This window comes from Natronorubrum sediminis, from assembly GCF_900108095.1.
GTDB classification, from domain to species: domain Archaea; phylum Halobacteriota; class Halobacteria; order Halobacteriales; family Natrialbaceae; genus Natronorubrum; species Natronorubrum sediminis.
This window is the reverse complement of record NZ_FNWL01000002.1, coordinates 1283491-1300740: the sequence shown is the minus strand read 5'-3', so window position 1 is coordinate 1300740 and position 17250 is coordinate 1283491. Positions and strand designations below refer to the sequence as shown.

At 62.8% G+C, this 17250-nt stretch carries 14 protein-coding genes and 1 tRNA gene; 9 read left to right on the top strand and 6 right to left on the bottom strand.

Annotated features, from left to right (window positions below):
• The coding region (locus tag BLW62_RS13590) for an acyl-CoA dehydrogenase family protein (RefSeq protein WP_175459749.1) at positions 1 to 212 on the bottom strand (212 nt) is incomplete at its 3' end.
• A 197-nt stretch (positions 213 to 409) separates the two neighbouring features.
• On the opposite strand from BLW62_RS13590, the gene BLW62_RS13585 reads away from it, so the two are divergent.
• The 4 genes from BLW62_RS13585 to BLW62_RS13570 all read left to right on the top strand — a co-directional run bounded on the left by BLW62_RS13585 (position 410) and on the right by BLW62_RS13570 (position 6745).
• Positions 410 to 1453, top strand: coding sequence for a TAXI family TRAP transporter solute-binding subunit (locus BLW62_RS13585; RefSeq protein ID WP_090507531.1), 1044 nt, complete (start codon positions 410 to 412; stop codon positions 1451 to 1453).
• Between the two features lie 15 nt (positions 1454 to 1468).
• Positions 1469 to 3631 (top strand): TRAP transporter permease, encoded by a 2163-nt coding sequence (locus BLW62_RS13580; protein WP_090507530.1) that lies wholly within the window; start codon positions 1469 to 1471, stop codon positions 3629 to 3631.
• 92 nt (positions 3632 to 3723) lie between these two features.
• Positions 3724 to 5295: a class I adenylate-forming enzyme family protein gene (locus BLW62_RS13575; RefSeq protein ID WP_090507529.1), complete on the top strand. Its 1572-nt coding sequence runs from the start codon at positions 3724 to 3726 to the stop codon at positions 5293 to 5295.
• A 310-nt stretch (positions 5296 to 5605) separates the two neighbouring features.
• Positions 5606 to 6745, top strand: a complete 1140-nt coding sequence (locus BLW62_RS13570) for an acyl-CoA dehydrogenase family protein (RefSeq protein WP_090507528.1) — start codon at positions 5606 to 5608, stop codon at positions 6743 to 6745.
• Between the two features lie 119 nt (positions 6746 to 6864).
• Here the strand turns inward: BLW62_RS13570 and BLW62_RS13565 are convergent, their stop codons facing one another.
• Together BLW62_RS13565 and BLW62_RS13560 are read right to left on the bottom strand one after the other, a co-directional pair.
• Positions 6865 to 8007, bottom strand: coding sequence for a thiolase family protein (locus BLW62_RS13565; protein WP_090507527.1), 1143 nt, complete (start codon positions 8005 to 8007; stop codon positions 6865 to 6867).
• A 120-nt stretch (positions 8008 to 8127) separates the two neighbouring features.
• Entirely contained in the window at positions 8128 to 9486 is a 1359-nt protein-coding gene (locus BLW62_RS13560; protein WP_090507526.1) for a metallophosphoesterase, read from the bottom strand.
• A gap of 131 nt (positions 9487 to 9617) precedes the next feature.
• On the opposite strand from BLW62_RS13560, the gene BLW62_RS13555 reads away from it, so the two are divergent.
• From BLW62_RS13555 to BLW62_RS13535, 5 genes are all read left to right on the top strand, one after another.
• A complete protein-coding gene (locus BLW62_RS13555; RefSeq protein WP_090507612.1) occupies positions 9618 to 10502 on the top strand; it encodes a 3-hydroxyacyl-CoA dehydrogenase family protein in 885 nt (294 codons plus the stop codon).
• Between the two features lie 453 nt (positions 10503 to 10955).
• Positions 10956 to 11903 (top strand): oxidoreductase, encoded by a 948-nt coding sequence (locus tag BLW62_RS13550; RefSeq protein WP_090507525.1) that lies wholly within the window; start codon positions 10956 to 10958, stop codon positions 11901 to 11903.
• A 104-nt stretch (positions 11904 to 12007) separates the two neighbouring features.
• The gene (locus tag BLW62_RS13545; protein ID WP_076581512.1) at positions 12008 to 12349 is read left to right on the top strand and encodes a ferredoxin; all 342 of its coding nucleotides are present in this window, start codon (positions 12008 to 12010) and stop codon (positions 12347 to 12349) included.
• Between the two features lie 126 nt (positions 12350 to 12475).
• Positions 12476 to 12559: transfer RNA gene (locus BLW62_RS13540), tRNA-Leu, on the top strand.
• 468 nt (positions 12560 to 13027) lie between these two features.
• On the top strand, positions 13028 to 13270 hold the full coding sequence (locus tag BLW62_RS13535; protein ID WP_090507524.1) for a hypothetical protein: 243 nt from the start codon (positions 13028 to 13030) through the stop codon (positions 13268 to 13270).
• Positions 13271 to 13292: 22 nt separating this feature from the next.
• Here BLW62_RS13535 and BLW62_RS13530 read toward each other — a convergent pair whose 3' ends face one another.
• The 3 genes from BLW62_RS13530 to BLW62_RS13520 all read right to left on the bottom strand — a co-directional run bounded on the left by BLW62_RS13530 (position 13293) and on the right by BLW62_RS13520 (position 17249).
• The gene (locus BLW62_RS13530) at positions 13293 to 14786 is read right to left on the bottom strand and encodes an aldehyde dehydrogenase family protein (RefSeq protein WP_090507523.1); all 1494 of its coding nucleotides are present in this window, start codon (positions 14784 to 14786) and stop codon (positions 13293 to 13295) included.
• A 106-nt stretch (positions 14787 to 14892) separates the two neighbouring features.
• Entirely contained in the window at positions 14893 to 15708 is an 816-nt protein-coding gene (nadC, locus tag BLW62_RS13525; protein WP_090507522.1) for a carboxylating nicotinate-nucleotide diphosphorylase, read from the bottom strand.
• 5 nt (positions 15709 to 15713) lie between these two features.
• Entirely contained in the window at positions 15714 to 17249 is a 1536-nt protein-coding gene (locus tag BLW62_RS13520) for an L-aspartate oxidase (protein WP_090507521.1), read from the bottom strand.
• Between the last annotated feature and the right edge of the window lies 1 nt (position 17250).

Here is a 17250-nt window from a genome sequence, read left to right as displayed (position 1 = left end):
TCGGAGACGTTCGGCGAGCCATACCCCTCGAGATTCGGGGCGTAAAAGCCCAGATCGCCCATCTCAGTGATGAGGTCGGTGGGGAACGTGCCGTTTTCGAAGTGTTCGCCGATGTCAGGGCGAACCTTTTCATCGACGAAATCCCGGGCCGTGTCCCGAATCATTCGTTCTTCCTGGTCGAGGTCCTCCTCGAGGGTGAGGAAATCCAACATGGATAGCACATCGGCGATGAGGTGCAAAGGTATTGTGGTTCACAGTTGCACGCCGTCTCACGAGAACGGCGTCGACTGGGACTAAATTGCTCCCGAATGTGACTTGGTACCACTGATCTTAGGAAGAGAGAAACACGCTCCGCGCTCCGTTTCGCGTTTCGGTACTTCTATAGGCGTTGCTCACAGACGACCATGGTATGGCACACCAACCGAGTGGCCAGTCTACCGTATCGACCCGGCGGTCGTTTCTGTACACTGCCGGCGTCGGGACGTCAGCAGTACTCGCAGGTTGTCTCGGTGGCAATCAGGGGGAACCAATACGCATGCGGACGTCGACCGAAGGGACGACTGCCTACGCCGCAAATCAGGGTATCGCGGCGGTCATCAACGAACACAGCGACGAACTCTTCCCTGAGGCACAGACGAGTCCCGGGACGGAGGCTAACGTCGGCGCGCTCATGCGAGAGGAAGCCGAGATGGCGTACCTCCAGGACTGGGCTGCCTACGAGGTCACCGAGGGAATCGACGAGTACGGCGACCTCGAGTTCCAGATGGCGCAAGTGTTTCACTTCTACGACCTGCCATGGTTCTTCTGTACAGCGGACGAGGACATCGAGACGATCGAGGACGCGACGAGTGATACGACGATCTCACCGACACCGGAAGGGTCGGGAACAGCTCCGGCACTCGAGTACATGCTCGAGAACGCGATCGGCGACTACAACCGCGTAAGCCTCACGTACGACGAGCAGGCCAACGCCATGGAGGAAGGCCGTCTCGACATCGGCGTCGGGACGTACATGAACTTCGACACCGAACCCGGGTGGCTCCAGGAGATGATGAGCACGGTCGATCTTCGTATCCTCGACGTTGCCGACGAGACCGTCGAGGAGTGGGAGAACGACGAACGGCTCTTCATCGAATCCTTCGATGGCAGCGAACTCGAGGAGGGCGAGTCCACGCCCGAATCGGTCCCCGACGAAATCCAGTCTCAAACGTTCGCTCACAACTTCGTCTCGCGAGCGGATCTGGAGTACGATCTGGTCTACGACTTTCTGGAGGAACTCCACGAACACCGCGAGTCACTCGACGAGTACCACGGCGTCCTCGGGCCACTCGAGGACGAGGAATTTTGGGTCGAAAACGCTTACGACGACATGCCGTTTCACGCGGCGGCTGCCGACTTCTTCGAGGAACTGGGTGTCTGGTCGGACGACCTCGAGCGCGCCGAGGAGCCGTAACCGAGTTGAGCACTAATGGAACGAACAATACCTTACGCCGATCGATTCGCTGCCCGAATGCCCCCGTTCGTCGCCGAGCGGGTTCCGAGACGACTCACGCCGCTAGTCGTCCTCAACGCATTGGTCACGCTGCTCGCGATCACGTTCACCGTCTGGACGATCTACTACGCGTACTCGCTGATGTGGATGCGTCTGCGGTTCTCGAACGTCTTCCTCGGATTAGGTCTCGCGTTGTACTACCTCGACGTGGTCCGAACGCGCTACGAGGAGGCGGAATCGGCCGAACAAGCGACTCCCGATCCGGGGGCGATGAACGCCTCTGGGTCTACCAGCGTGTCGAATCGCGGTCTATTCGCCCGGATTCGGGAGGGATACGACCGTATTGACCCGTACATCGCACTCGCCTCGGCGGTGTTGGCCCTCGCCGCGACGGCCTACGTCGAATTCAACTTCCAGCGGCTGCATCAGGACGTCCACCTTGCGGGTCACACGCAAGCGGACCTCGTCGTCGGCGTCGTGTTGATCGCGCTGGCAATCGACGCGACTCGCCGCGCGTTTGGGAACATCATCGCCGCCGTGACGGTGGCTTCGATCGCCTACGCGCACACGGCATTCGCGATGCACCTGCCCGGCGTGCTCCAGCACATCGGCTACGACTGGACGCGGATCACCAGGGAGGGTGCCATCGAACTCACGGGCGTCTACCACGACACGCTGATGGGGATCGGCTCGACGTGGGTCGCGATCTTCATCATGTTCGCCGGCATCGCCAAAGCCTACGGTCTGATGGACTTCGTCCTCAAGGTCGGTCGGGAACTGGGGAAGACGCTCAAGACGGGCGTCGTGCAGATCGCCGTCATCGCCAGTATGGTAATGGGATCGATTACCGGCAGCGCCGCGGCGAACACCGCCACGACTGGTAGCTTCACGATCCCGATGATGCAAGATCAGGGCATCCGCGACGACTTCTCCGCCGCGATTGAGTCGGTCGCCTCCGCCGGCGGCCAGATGCTCCCGCCGGTGATGGGCGTCGCCGCGTTCCTCATGGCTGACTTCATCGGCGTCAGCTACCTCGAGATCGTACAGGCGGGTATCATCCCGGCCGCGCTGTTCTACCTGAGCGTCGGTATCGGTATTCACTTCGCCGTCTTGAAGTTCGGCTGGACCTCGCCGAACGTCGGTTCGTTCGACTGGCGGCTCCTGTTGAACGGCATCCACTTCGCCGTGCCACTCGGTGTGCTCCTCGTCACGCTCATCTGGCTTCGGTACACGCCGCTCACCGCCGGACTGTACACGATCATCACGATCTTCGTCGTCGGCAGTCTGAAATTCGTCGTCGTCGACGCACTCGAGGCCTCACGTGCCGACTCCGGTCCGACCTCGGTGAAATCCGGTGTCGCGTGGGCATTCAAAGAGTGTTATCTCGTTTTCGAGCAGATCGCACTCGCCCTTCGTCGCGGTGGCCTCGAGATGGCGCCGCTCGTGGGCGTGCTGGCCGCGATGGGCGTTATCATCGAGATGCTGACGTTCACGGGGCTCGCGCCGCGAGTCAGTACGTCCATCCTCGGGATCGGCGGCGGCATGCTCTTCGTCGTCCTAATCCTCGCGATGATCGCGAGCATCCTGTTCGGTCTCGGAATGCCGACGCCGGCGGCGTACGTGCTCGTCGTCGTGCTCGTCGTTCCCGGTGTCACCGAGATGGGCGTCCCCGAGATCGCCTCGCACATGTTCGTCTTCTACTTCGCGATGCTCTCTGCGATCACGCCCCCGGTTGCAATTTCGGTCGCTATCGGTGCCCGAATCGCCGGGACGAGCTTCGTCAAAGCCTGCCTTCAGGCGCTCCGGATCGGTGCACCCGGCTTCGTCATCCCGTTCGCGTTCGTCGCCAACGACAGCCTCATCTACTGGTCCCAGGAGACGCTGCTCGCGTTCCCCGTCGTCCTCGCCGGAACGGTCGCCCTCATCGTGGCGACCATCGGCTTCGACGGCGCACGAAATCTCTCGTACCCGGTTCGTGGCTTCTACGTCGTCGCAGCGTTCGCCGCGATGTTCGGCTCGCTCGTCAGCGTCGTCCTTCAGGTCGTCGCGGCGGCGGCAATCGTGGCTGCGCTCGGCTACGCTAAGACCGTCATCGGCTACGACGAGTCCCACACCAAGGCGAGCCCGACGTCGGACTAACGTCTCGAGTCCACCGTTTTCGTTATCAACGCTGGGGGACCGACCCGGACAGGAATCCTTTAGTAGTGCTCAGCCAATCCACGAACAAGCGAATGACCAATCTCGTTACGACTGTCGCCGAGACCGTCGAATCGAACCCCGATTCTCCCGCAATCGTCTACGAGGGGACGGAACTCACCTACGAGCAGTTCTGGACTCGTGCCGGCCAGTTCGCGCAGGCGCTCCACTCTCGTGGCATCGGCGAGAACGACCGCGTCGGCATCTACCTCCCGAATCTCCCGCAGTTCGTGACCGCGTTCTACGGTACGCTGCGCGCCGGCGCCATCGTCGTCCCGATGAACCCCCAGTACAAGGCCCGCGAGATCGGCCACCTGCTAGACGACAGCGGGGCGAAGGCGGTCGTTTCCCTGGCTGATAACGTCCCGAACGTCGTCGAGGTACTCGAGGACACAGACGTCGAGCAGGTCATCAGCGTTGGTGACGCTGTCGAGGGTGCAACCGCTTTCGACGAGTTCCTCGCGGACGATACTACGGACGTCGTCGACCGCGCGGACGACGACGTGGCAGTCCAGCCCTACACGTCGGGGACGACTGGGACCCCGAAGGGCGTCCTCCTCACTCACGACAACATCCGCTGGACGACCGAAGCCAACGCCGACGTGCCACACGGCGGCTTCCAGTCTTCGGACCGCCTCGTCGGTACTCTGCCGCTCTTTCACATCTACGGCATGTCCGTCGTGATGAACGGCGCGATGTACAGCGGCGGTGCCTACTATCCGATCCCCGAGTGGGACGCACCGACCGTGATGGACCTGATCGAGGAAGAAGACCTCTCCATCATGTTCGGCGTGCCGGCGATGTTCAACGATATGATCAACCAGCCCGACGCCGCGGAGTACGAACTCGAGGCGCTCCGGTTCGTCAACTCCGGCGGCTCCAGTCTGCCCCTCGAGGTTCTCGAACGCTTCGAGGATCTCTACGGCGTCGAACTCTACGAGGGCTACGGCCTGACGGAAACCAGTCCGGTCACGCACGCGAACCGAAAAGGGGCGCGCCGAAAGGGCAGCATCGGAACGCCCCTCGACGGCCCCGGCGAGACGAGCGTCGACGCGAAGATCGTCGACGAAGACTTCGAGACGGTTCCGCGCGTCGAGGAGGGGCCGATCGACGAAGAAGAAGCCGACCTCCACGAGATCACGGGCGAACTCGTCATCTCGGGTCCGAACGTCATGCAGGGCTACTACGAACTGCCCGAGGCGAACGACGAGGCGTTCACCGAAGAAGACGGAACGACCTGGTTCCACACCGGCGACATCGGCTACTGGGACGAGGACGACTTCTTCTTCGTCGTCGACCGCGAGAAGCACATGATCGTCACCGGCGGCTACAACGTCTACCCGCGGGAAGTCGAAGAACTTCTCTTCGAACACGAAGATATCGCGGACGCGGCCGTCGTCGGCGTTCCGGACGACCGGCGCGGCGAGACCGTCCAGGCGCTCGTCGTCCCGACTCCGGACGCGGATGCCACGCCCGAAGACATCAAAGACTACTGTCTCGAGCACATGGCTGCGTACAAACACCCTCGCGAGGTCGAGTTCGTCGAGGAACTCCCGCGAACGACGACGGGGAAGGTCCAGAAGTTCAAGATCCGAGATCAGGAGTGAGATCTCCCGTTCGAAACGATTTGCGCCACCGGCGCTACACTCGAGTATAGCGTATGTGGCAATTACCGTTGTAAAGCATCGGGCAGGACGTGCTCGTCAGTCGACCGTTCGATGTGGAACCCAGAGCACCCCACTAGTCGGTTGAAGGGTCGAAATAGGGGTAACTGCGACGAAACCCGTCGAAAAGCACTCAGAATTAATACGCATCGTTCGTGTCGCATATCTTTACAACGTTCGGTATTGTTACGAGATCGGTTGCAACTGTTGAATGGATCGAAGCTATTTTGGTACCTGACCACAATCGTCACGTATGGCATTCACGCTGTCGGCCGAACACGAAGCGATTCGCGACGCCGTCCGTGACTTCGGCGAAAACGAGATGAAACCGGTCGCCGAGGAACACGACCGCGAGCACAAGTATCCAGAAGAGATCCGCAAAACGGCCGCGGAGTACGACTTCGTCGCCCCCGGCATTCCGATCGACTACGGCGGCGCTGGCATGGACAAGATCTCGAGTACCATCGTCACCGAAGAGCTCTGGCGTGCCGACCCCGGAATCGGCTCGGCTGTCGGTTCGGCCGGCTTCGGGACGAACATGATCATCGAGTTCGGCGACGAGTGGATGAAAGAGGAGTGGCTTCCCAAAATCGCCAACGGCGAAACGGCCTCCTGTTCGATGATCTCCGAGCCAGCGCACGGCTCGAACGTCGCCGGCATCGAGACGGTCGCCGAGAAGGACGGCGACGAGTACGTCTTGAACGGCAACAAGATGTGGATCACGAACGGCACCGTCGCAGACGTCGGCGTCTTGATGGCCAAAACCAGCCCCGACGAGGGTCACCGCGGCATCACCGCCTTCCTCGTCGAAATGGACCAAGACGGCGTTTCGACCGACAAGATCGACAACAAACTCGGCATCCGCGCCTCCGACCTCGCCGAGGTCGTCATCGACGACGTGCGCGTCTCCGAAGAGAACGTCATCGGCGAAGTCGACAAGGGCTTCTACCAACTCATGGAGTTCTTCGCCGCCGGTCGCACGAGCGTCGCCTCACAGGCCGTCGGCGCCGCACAGGGTGCCCTCGACGCCGCCATCGAGTACGCGAACGAGCGCGAGCAGTTCGACCAGAAGATCAAGGAGTTCCAGGCAATCGAGCACAAACTCGCAGAGATGGCGACCAAGGTCGAAGCCGCTCGCTCGCTGACCTACCGCGCCGCCAGCCAGGTCGAGAAGAACAACCAGGACGTCGCCGCGCAGTACTCGAGTATGGCGAAGCTCTTCGCCTCCGAAATCTCCGTCGAAGTCGCCGACGAGGGCATCCAGGTCCACGGTGGCTCGGGATACGTCACGGACTACCCCGCCGAGCGCTACTACCGCGACGCCCGCATCACGAAGATCTACGAGGGAACGAGCGAAATCCAGAAGAACATCATCGCCGACCAGATCCTCTAACGCGGACCTCGACTCTCGCTTTCTGCTGTCGTTTTCGGCTTCTGTCGCTGTCGTTTTCGGTTTCGGTTTCGTGTCGGAAGCCTCGCACAACGCGCCTCGAAAAACGTGGAGTACGTCGATTACTGCTCGGGAACGCGGAACTCCACAGCCGCTCCTTGTCCGTACCCGACGCACATCGTCGCGAGGCCGAGCCCGCCGCCCTGGCGCTCGAGTTCGTGGATGAGCGAAACGGGGAGGCGAGCGCCGGAGGCACCGAGTGGGTGTCCGATAGCGATTGCGCCGCCGTTGACGTTGAAGACGTCGTCGTCGAAGCCGAGTTCGTCCTGACAGTACAGCGTCTGGCTGGCGAAGGCCTCGTTGAGTTCGACGATATCGTACGCCTCGGCCGAGCGGCCGTTTCGCTCCCAGAGGCCGCGGACGGCGGGGACGGGGCCGATTCCCATCACCGTCGGATCGACGCCGGCGACGCTGTGATCCTCGATTTCGGCGCGGATCTCGAGGCCGCGTTCCTTGGCGAACTCGCGACTCGTGACGAGGACGGCCGCTGCGCCGTCGGAGACCTGCGAGGCGTTGGCTGCGGTGACGGTGCCGTCTTCCTCGAAGGCCGGTGGGAGGCCGCTGATCTTCTCTTTCGTGGTGCCCGGACGCAGCCCTTCGTCTTCCTCGACGACCTGTTCGCCCGTGTCGATGGGGACGATTTCGTCGTCGAACTTGCCCGCCTCGGTGGCTTCGACTGCACGCTGTTGACTGCGCGCGCCGTAGGCGTCCTGGCGCTCTCGAGAGATATCGTACTCTTGGGCGACCTTCTCTGCGGTCTGGCCCATTGTGAGGCCGGCGGCGTCGTACTGTTCTGCGATACCGCCGTAGGCGTCGATTCCCTTTCTGCGCTCAGTCCGTGACATGTTCTCGACGCCGCCGGCGACGATCACCTCGCGCTGGCCCGCGCGAATGGCGTCGCTCGCGCTCATGATGGCTTCCGCGGAGGAGGCACAGAGTCGATCGATACTGGTCCCCGGGACGTCCTCGCCGAGTTCCGAGAGGAGAGCGATAACGCGGGCGATGTTGTTACTCTGCTCGTCGACTTGCTTCGCACAGCCCCAGCGGACGTCGTCGACGTCGTCTCCCGTGAGCCCGCTTCGCTCGAGCATCGTATTTACGAGCGGAACGGAGAGTTCCTCGCTGCCGGTGTCGGCGAAGACGCCGCCGTGTTTGCCCTGTGGCGTTCTGCATGCCTGCACGATAACCGGTTGTTGGTCGCTCATTGATACGGATTAACTCGCACTCGGTCGGTAAAGTAACTCCGTTTGTGGACGCCGAGTCCACTCCCCGAAGAGCCAGTGGTGGGAAATCTCGGCGAACCAGCCGTTCGAAATCTCGCTACATCAGTCGTTCGGGATCTCGGCTGGTGATTTCGGACCGTCAGACGTGACGACTGTCCGATCGGGAAGCGCTGGCGGCGGAGCCTGGCCCAGCGTCAGCAAACGTTCGGTACGAGTGATTTCGTCCGCGCTCGGACTCGCCTTCTCGATCTCCTCGTACCCCACCGCCACGCCTTCCGAAACGGCCGAGATGCGGACGACACAGAGTTGATACGACGGGTAGAACACCGGTGGGAGCACCCCGGTTATCACGTCCCGTCGATGAAGCCGTTTGAGCCACGTTCCGGTGTTGACGAGCAGCCGCTCGTCGACCTCGCGCACCAGCGGGCGATGCGTGTGCCCGTAGCAGAACACCGCCGTCTCGGGCCTGTCGGTGAAGACCTCGCGGGCGGCCCGCTCGTACGGTTCGTCGGGGTCGACGGTGAGGTCGGTCTCGAGGACTCCGAATCGATCGACGGTCTTCCCGAAGTCGCGGAGGATGAAGTAGATCGGAACGCCCGCAAGGAGGAGCACGCCGGCGACCGCGGCGTTGACGACGAGGAGGAAGTGAACGGCTTCCCCGACGAACCCGAGTTGAGTGAGCACGGCGTCCGTTCGCTCGACCGGCATTCGCCAGACACCGGCGACGTCTAGTCCCGCCAGCACCGCCAGAACGACACTCACGTTGAACAACAGCAAAAACGGGATTACGGCGTATCGCAAGAGCGGATTCATTTCGCGGTAGAAGTACTTCGAGAGGAGCCAGCGAGGCACCCGTTCGGTGGGCGTAATCGCTTGCACGTCCTTCAACCAGTTGTATCGACCCCGATCCGAGAGTTGGCCCGCGCGACTCGTCACGAGGGTGTTGTAGTAGAACCCCAGTGGCCGCTCGTAGGGATTGCCGAAGTCCTCGAATCGGTTGTTGGAATCTTGTTGGTGACCGTGTTCGAACCAAATCGTTCGATCACCAACCGGACGAGTGATCGACTCGGCTTGCACGAGGTCGACGTTGTACTCGGCCAACCGCTCGACGTACTCTTCGTACGCCGCGAGCTCGCTATCGTGGTTTCCCGGCAAGAGCGTGATCGGAATCGAGTCGCCGGTCGCGCGTAACTGCTCGAACAGTTCGGGGTAGCGCTCGAGGAGGACGTCGAATTTCGCCACTCCACGGACCTCGGTGAACTCCCACAGGCCGAACGCGTCGCCGTTGATCACCAATTCGGCATCTTCGTCGGTCGTCTCCAAGCGCTCGAGGAACGCGAGTAACTCCTCGAGAAAATCGACCTGCCCCAACTGTTCGTCGCCGCCGATGTGAAGGTCACTGATCACGTAGTAGACCGGCCCATCGGAGTCGTCTGCTGGCGAGCCGTCGTGTTCGGCCATCGGTCAGCCATCCAACCCGAATACGTAAAATGCTGCGCCCCGCTGTTCTCGAATCGGGCGCCCCTCGAGCGAACGTCGCCACTCGTCTCGAGAGAGGAACGTTTTTGCTTCCGACTCGAGTCAACACGCACATGCAAATCGCAGTGCTGGGAGCCGGAAGCATGGGTCACGGTATCGCACAGGTGTCCGCAATGGCGGGTCACGACGTGATCTTGCGGGATATCGAGGACGAGTTCGTCGAAAACGGCATCGAGGGCATTCGAGACAATCTCCAGGGCGGCGTCGACCGTGACAAGGTCACGGAAGAGGAGATGCAGACGGCACTCGATCGAATTTCGGGAACGACCGACCTCGAGGCGGCCGTCGCTGACGCGGACCTCGTCATCGAGGCCGTTCCGGAGGACATGGACCTCAAAAAGGACGTCTTCTCGGACGTCGAGGCTGCGACGGGCGAGGAGACGATTATCGCCTCGAACACCTCCTCGATGTCGGTGACGGAGATGGGCAGCGTCCTCGAGCACCCCGAGCGCGTCGTCGGGTTGCACTTTTTTAACCCCCCTCACCTCATGGACCTCGTCGAGATAATCATCGCGGAGCAGACCGACGAGCGCACTGAATCTGTCGCCGTCGACTACGTCCGCGACATCGAGAAAGAAGACGTCGTCGTCCGCGACACGGCCGGGTTCGCCTCCTCGAGACTCGGCATCGCCCTCGGCCTCGAGGCGATTCGGATGGTCGAACAGGGCGTCGCCAGTCCCGCAGATATCGACGAGAGCATGTCTATTGGCTACGGTCATCCGATGGGCCCACTCGAGTTGACCGACCACGTCGGCCTCGACGTTCGACTCCACATCGCGGAGCACCTCCGAGAGGAACTCGGCGAGCGATTCAAGCCGCCACAATCCCTGCGCCGGAAGGTCCGCGCGGGCAACCTCGGCAAGAAATCCGGTGAAGGATACTACGTCTGGGAGGACGGCGAACGCGTCGGGATGAGCGGCGACTGGGACGACGAGTAACTCGCCGCGAACGTCGTCGGTTTCGAGGACGAAAGTCGATTTCCACTCGAGCAACCAGACCTCTCAACTTTCTTTGACAAACAGGGAGTTATAATATTTCGCCCACTTGATCCCGGGTGCAGCTACCCTCGTGTCGACATGCGTTTTCTGGAGGTTCTCTGGGGTATCGATCTCGTTACTTCCGCCCTCGGCCGGCTAAACGGCACCTCATAGGGGTCGAGTGAATGACTAACAATGGGATCGCCGTCGCTACTCGAGCGACGATTTCGGCACCCACTCGAGGAAGATGACGGATACGAATGATAGTATGAATACTGATCTACCGTGATTGAGGTACGTTCGAGTTGCGTGCTCACCTTGCGTCACAAATCTGCTCCCTCGTTCGTATCCGTCGTCGCGTTCGCTGTCGATGCACGGTTGACGCTTAGGTATCGTCGCGTCCAGTGGACTCCTATGGGCTGGAGCGCAACGGACATCCCCGACCAACATGGCCGAACGGCCGTCGTCACCGGCGCGAACAGCGGAATCGGTCTCGAGACGACCCGCGAACTCGCTCGTCACGGCGCGCGGGTTATCATGGCCTGTCGCGACGCTGCGAGCGGCGAGCAGGCTGCGCGAGACGTTCGAGCAGACGTTCCCGAGGCGGACCTCCGCGTTGAATCGTGTGACCTGGCGAGTCTCGAGTCGATCCACGAATTCGCCTCACGGCTTGCGGACGAACCGGTAGACGTGTTGGTCAACAACGCCGGAACGATGGCGATTCCGCGTCGGGAGACCGAAGACGGGTTCGAGACTCAATTCGGCGTCAATCACCTCGGCCACTTCGCGCTCACGGGGCTCCTCCTCGAGCGACTTCGGACCGACGACGAATCGGACCCTGCGCGGGTGGTGACGGTCTCGAGCGGACTTCACGAACGCGGTATGATCGACTTCGATGACCTCCACGGCGAGGGGAGCTACGACGGCTGGGACGCCTACGCCCAGTCGAAACTCGCGAACGTGTTGTTCGCCTACGAACTCGAGCGACGGTTTCGAGCGGGCGACGTGAACGCCACGAGCGTCGCCGTCCACCCCGGATACGCGGATACGCAACTGCAATTTCGCGGAATCGAGGGACGCGGAACGTGGATTCACACGGCGCTCCGTCGACTCATGAATGCCGTCTTCGCCCAGTCGGCTGAGGAGGGGGCCCTCCCGACGCTCTACGCGGCGACGGCACCCGACGTCGACGGCGGGGCGTACTACGGCCCCGGCGGACTGGCGAACATGCGGGGCGCTCCCGTTCGGCAGGCGTCCTCGGATCGATCCTACGACCGGGAAACGGCTCGTCGGCTCTGGGACGTTTCGAGCGAGTTGACCGGCGTCACGTACGACCTTCCGGAACCCGCCGTTTCAACGTAACTCACGCAGTCTCAGTGTGACCGACTCCAGTCTCAGTATGATTCTCTGGGGCCTCGTTCGCGGCGACCGTAACCTGAAAGTCGGCTCGGTCGAATAGGCTAGCAATGAGCGACGACGACGGTATCCAGCGTGCGAGCGACGTTGGCTCGAGCGACGCCCCGCCCATCGAGGAAAAGCCCTACAAACTCATCTTCGAGGCCAACAAGTGCTTCGGCGCAGGCAAGTGCGCCGAGGTCAGCGACAACTGGGAGATGTCTATCGCCTCCGGAATCGCCAAGCCGAACACCTACTTCTTCGACGAGGACGACCTCGAGCACAACGTTCGTGCGGCGGAGATCTGTCCTGCGAAGAAAGACGAGGGCTGTATCCACGTCGTCGACCGACGGACAGACGAGGAGATCGCACCGGATCCACACGGCGACGGCACGCTCAGCGTCGACTGGTAGTGTTTCTCGAGTCGACCTGAAACGCACCGCCCGCCGTAGAGCTGGAGTGTTTGCCGCGTTCGATCGCACTCGGCCGACACCGAAACGCACATCCCACCGTATGGCCAACGAACGAGTGCATTCTGCGCGAGGGTAGCCAAGCAGGCCAACGGCGGTGGGCTTAAGACCCGCTCCCGTAGGGGTCCTTGGGTTCAAATCCCAACCCTCGCATGTTGCCACGAACACCCGTGAGTGGCAACTGCGGCAAGCGGGATTTGAAGTAAACGAGTCGCAGCGCCCGAGCGAAGCGAGGGCGACCGTCTCGGCGTAGTTCAAATCCCAACCCTCGCATACCGACTCGAACGACTGTGAGAGTCGTGTATGCGACAAGCGGGATATGAACGAGAGAAGTCGCAGCCCGAACGCGAGTGAAACGAGCGTTCTGGACCGTCTTCGCGTAGTTCAAATCCCAACCCTCGCCGACTCTCGCCAATTCTCGCCAATTCTCACCCCTTTTCGTCAACCCACTCTAGTTCCCTCCACTCGAGCGAACGCACTCTCCTCGAGTATCGCTGTTCACGAATCGGGTCAGGACGGTCGAGTTCCTAACGGCGAATGCACACCTGCTCCCTGATCGCCGATGGAACGTGCAGGTGCAACCGTTTCACGTCCGGAACTGGTAGCATCCTCGAGCGATCGATGTCGGGATCGGACCAGACGCAATCACGGGTTGAGAACAACCGAGTAGCGATCGCCGTGGTCGTCGGCTCGTTAGTCGTCGCCGCGCTCGTCGTCGTACTCGCTCGAGCGGGCTGGATCGACTACCTCGTGCCGGAACACGGCCCCGCAGCCGACGCGTTACCGCTGTACGTGCTGGTTGCTGTCGTCCTCTTCGTGCTCGTGGTCTGGAGTTGGAGTCGCCTGTTTTCGTGGTTCAGCTGAGAACCCCCGTCGGTGGTGCCTCTCAGAACGGATACTCGCGGGTCTCACGCTGGATCGAGATCAGCTTCGTCGTCGTGAGTTCCTCGAGGATCGAGTCGGCGTTGTACCGCCCCAGTCCCGACTGTTTCATCCCGCCGAAGGGAACGTGTGGCTCGTCGTTGATGGGCTGGTCGTTGATGTGGATCATTCCGGTCTCGATCCCGTCGGCGATCTGTCGAGCCTGCGCGAGATCCTCGCTGTGGACCGATCCGGAGAGGCCGTGGATCGTCTCGTTGGCCAGTTCGATCGCCTCTTCGTCACTCGAGTAGGGGATCACTGGTGCAACGGGGCCGAAGTGTTCGTTGCACGCGGCGGCCATATCGTTGTCGGCCTCGGAGAGCACCGTCGGTTCGACGACCAGCGAGTCAGCGACCTCGTCGATGTCGGCCGCCCCGCCGCCGGTTTCGAGCGTTGCACCCTCGTCGACGGTTTCCTCGACGTACTCGAGGATCTGGTCGCGTTGGCTCTCGTCGATGATCGGGCCGATCACCGTCTCCTCGTCGGTCGGATCGCCGCTCGGCAGACTCGCCGCGCGGTCGGCGAGCGCGTCAACGTACTCGTCGTAGACGTCCTCGTGGACGAGATGACGATTGATCGAGATGCAGGCCTGACCCTGGTGGAGAAACGAGCCGAAGACACCGCCGTCGACGGCGCGCTCGAGATCCGCGTTCTCGGTGACGACGTGGACGTTGTTGCCACCGAGTTCGAGGGCGGGGAGCGCGCAGTTCCCGGCCGCGTTGGCGGCGACGCGCTGGCCGATTTCGGTCGACCCGGTAAAGGCGAGCACGCGCGGAACTTCGTGGTCCGAAACCGCGTCGCCGACCTCCGAGCCGCGGCCGGTGACGACGCTCAGGACGCCCTCCGGAACGCCGGCTTCTTCGAAGATGCGCGCAAGGAGTAATCCGCCCGAAATGGGCGTGTTCGAGGCTGGTTTGAGCACGACGGCGTTTCCGGTCGCGAGCGCCGGTGCAACTGCTCGCATCGAGAGGTGCAGCGGGAAGTTCCACGGCGAGATAACGCCAACGACGCCGGCAGGCTGGCGTTCGACGACGTTCTCCTTGCCGGGAATCGTCGATCCCTTGTGCGACCCGTCCATCCGGAAGGGGTAGCTCGCGGCCTGTTGCATCATTCCCGTCGCGGTCTGGAGTTCTGCACCACACTTGACCTGCGTGCTACCCGACTCGAGGGCGAGCAACTCCGTAATCTCCTCGCGATGGTCCCGTACGAACTCGAGTGCGGCGGTGATCGCACCCGCTCGAGCCTGTGGCGGCTGGTCGGCCCACTCCTGTTGGGCCGCGGCCGCGCGTTCGTAGGCCTGATCGACGTCGTCCTCGGTTCCGGCCGGAACGGTTGCAATCTCCTCGCGCGTGAAGGGGTTCTCGACGGTGATCGTCTCGCGGTGGTCAGGGTCTGTCCACTCGCCCGCGAGGTACAGTGCGTTCCATCCCGTCTCCGGTGCTAACGGTAGGTCCGTCATGCTCAATCTTTCCCGACGAGTGTGGAAAAGGGACACACGCGCAGGCGCAACGGGACGGAACTACCCTACCCTCAGCAGCGAGCAGCCCTCGAGTGGGTGTCGACGCTCACTCGCCCGTCCGAAACGACAGGTCCAGCGACGGCGCGGAGTGAGTGAGCGATCCCATCGAGACGATGTCGACGCCCGTCGCGGCGTAGTCGGCGACCGTCTCGAGCGTAATGCCACCACTCGCCTCCGTCAACACGTCGCTGTAGTCAGCGAGCAACGACACGGCTTCGGCCGTCTCGCCGGGAGACAGGTTGTCGAGCAAGACGACATCCGCGCCGGCCTCGGCGGCCCGCGGAGCGTCCGAAATCGTCTCGACTTCCACGTCGAGGTTCGTTGCGAAGGAGGTTCGTTCCTGGAAGTGCTCGATGGCTCCCTCGAGGCCCATCTCGGCGACGTGGTTGTCCTTGACCATCACCATGTGCGAGAGATCGAGTCGATGCGTGTCGCCGCCGCCCGCGAAGACGGCCCGTTTCTCGAGGCCGCGCAAGCCGGGAGTCGTCTTTCGGGTCGCGGCGATTCGCACGTCGTCGGATTTGCCCCGCGTCTCGTCGACGACTCGACGAGTGCGCGTCGCGACGCCCGAAGCGTGGCCGGCGAGATTGACGGCGACGCGCTCGCCCCGGAGGACGTCGCGTGCGGGTCCATCGACGCGACAGACGTCGTCACCAGGTTCGATTCGGGTGCCGTCCTCGAGCGCGTCGCGAACGTCGACGCCGAGATACTCGAAGACGGCCGTCGCCGCCTCGAGTCCCGCGACGACGCCGGATTCTTTCGCGACGAGTCGACCCGTCGTCTCGCCGGGCACCTGATTCGTCACGTCGTGGTGGCCGACGTCTTCCCGGAGCCAGCGTTCGACCTGTGCGTTCGTGATCATATGGATCAGTCGCTGGTTGGGTGTTCGGCCATTTGTTCGTCACTCGAGTCCTCGACGACGTAGTGACACCCCGCCGACTCCCCGTTCTCGCTCGCGGCACGTGCGATCAACAATGCGACGACGCTGGCGTTTCGGAGTTCGTAGAGGTCTCGAGCGGTCCGCGTTCGGACGTAGGCGTCGACCTCGCCTTTGAGCCGTCGGAGGACGGCACTCGCTCGGGCGATGTCGTCGGGGTCTCGCTCGAGGCCCAGATACTCGTCCATCGTCTGCCTGAGTCGGATTGCTTTCTCGGCGGCGAAGCGTTCTGGAAGTTCGGGGTCGCTGTTGCGGAGGTCAGGAGTCTCGACGATCTTGGGGTCGGCGTCCGTAGTCGCGGCATCCTCGCCCGCTCGCAGCCCCCAGACGAGGCCCTCGAGCAGGCTCGTACTCGCGAGTCGGTTCGCGCCGTGGACGCCCGTTCGAGCGCACTCGCCGACGGCGTAGAGTCGGTCCAGCGAGGTTCGCCCGCGCTCGTCGACGTCGATTCCCCCACACAGAAAGTGCTCGCAAGGGGCGACCGGAATCTCGGTGCCGTCGATGCCTCGGTCTCGGCACTTCTGAGCGAGGGCGGGGTACTCGGCGTCGAACTCGCCCTCGAGGGTGCTCACGTCGAGGACGACCTTGCCTGTCGCCTCGCGTTCGGTCTCGACGGCGCGGGCGACGACGTCGCGGGGTGCGAGTTCGGCGTCGGGGTGGGAGTCAGCCATGAACCGCTCGCCGTCCCCGTTTCGCAGGACGGCCCCCTCGCCGCGCAGGGCTTCCGAGAGCAAGAACGGGTCGTCACCATCGTACGCAGTGGGGTGAAACTGCACGTACTCGAGGTCCGCGACGTCGGCCCCGGCGAGGGCGGCCATGGCGATGCCGTCGCCGGTCGCGTCGTCGGGATTGGTCGAGCGCGAGTAGAGCGCGCCGATGCCGCCGGTCGCGAGGATCGTTGTTCCCGCACAGACGGGGTGGCCCGTCGCCACCTCGTCGGTCAGGACGCCGTGGACGCGCCCCTCGTGGGTGAGCAACTCGAGGGCGGCCGTATCCTGGCGTACCTCGATTCGCTCGTGATCGTCGATGTGGTTCAAAAACGGCCGGAGGATGTGGGTCCCCGTCGCCGCGTCGACGTGAAGAATTCGGTTTTCGGAGTGTGCCGCCTCGCGTGTGTAGTCGAACGCGCCGTCTGCGGTTTCGTCGAAGGGGATCTCGAGCGTCTCGAGGAGCACGTCCTCGACGGCGTCGTCGGCGTTTTCGACGAGTACGTCGATGGCGTCGGGATCGGCGGTCCCGTCGCTGGCTGCGAGGATGTCGGTTTTGAGGCTCTCGGGGTCGTCCCGCGTCGTCGAGATACCGCCCTGGGCCCAGTCGGTGCTGGTGTCGTCCGGGCGTTCGGCCTTCGTGACCAGACAGACGTCGGCACCGCCCCGGGCGGCCTGAAACGCGGCCGCACAGCCGGCGATACCGCTGCCGACGACGAGGACGTCTGTGGTGTCGTAGTCGGATGAGGTTTCCGTCATG

Coding starts and splice junctions, on each gene's coding strand:
- BLW62_RS13575 (WP_090507529.1), top strand. CDS start 3,724: ATGACCAATCTCGTTACGACTGTCGCCGAGACCGTCGAATCGAACCCC.
- BLW62_RS13570 (WP_090507528.1), top strand. CDS start 5,606: ATGGCATTCACGCTGTCGGCCGAACACGAAGCGATTCGCGACGCCGTC.
- BLW62_RS13555 (WP_090507612.1), top strand. CDS start 9,618: ATGCAAATCGCAGTGCTGGGAGCCGGAAGCATGGGTCACGGTATCGCA.
- BLW62_RS13580 (WP_090507530.1), top strand. CDS start 1,469: ATGGAACGAACAATACCTTACGCCGATCGATTCGCTGCCCGAATGCCC.
- BLW62_RS13520 (WP_090507521.1), bottom strand. CDS start 17,249: ATGACGGAAACCTCATCCGACTACGACACCACAGACGTCCTCGTCGTC.
- BLW62_RS13585 (WP_090507531.1), top strand. CDS start 410: ATGGCACACCAACCGAGTGGCCAGTCTACCGTATCGACCCGGCGGTCG.
- BLW62_RS13545 (WP_076581512.1), top strand. CDS start 12,008: ATGAGCGACGACGACGGTATCCAGCGTGCGAGCGACGTTGGCTCGAGC.
- BLW62_RS13560 (WP_090507526.1), bottom strand. CDS start 9,486: ATGGCCGAACACGACGGCTCGCCAGCAGACGACTCCGATGGGCCGGTC.
- BLW62_RS13565 (WP_090507527.1), bottom strand. CDS start 8,007: ATGAGCGACCAACAACCGGTTATCGTGCAGGCATGCAGAACGCCACAG.
- BLW62_RS13530 (WP_090507523.1), bottom strand. CDS start 14,786: ATGACGGACCTACCGTTAGCACCGGAGACGGGATGGAACGCACTGTAC.
- nadC (WP_090507522.1), bottom strand. CDS start 15,708: ATGATCACGAACGCACAGGTCGAACGCTGGCTCCGGGAAGACGTCGGC.
- BLW62_RS13550 (WP_090507525.1), top strand. CDS start 10,956: ATGGGCTGGAGCGCAACGGACATCCCCGACCAACATGGCCGAACGGCC.
- BLW62_RS13535 (WP_090507524.1), top strand. CDS start 13,028: ATGTCGGGATCGGACCAGACGCAATCACGGGTTGAGAACAACCGAGTA.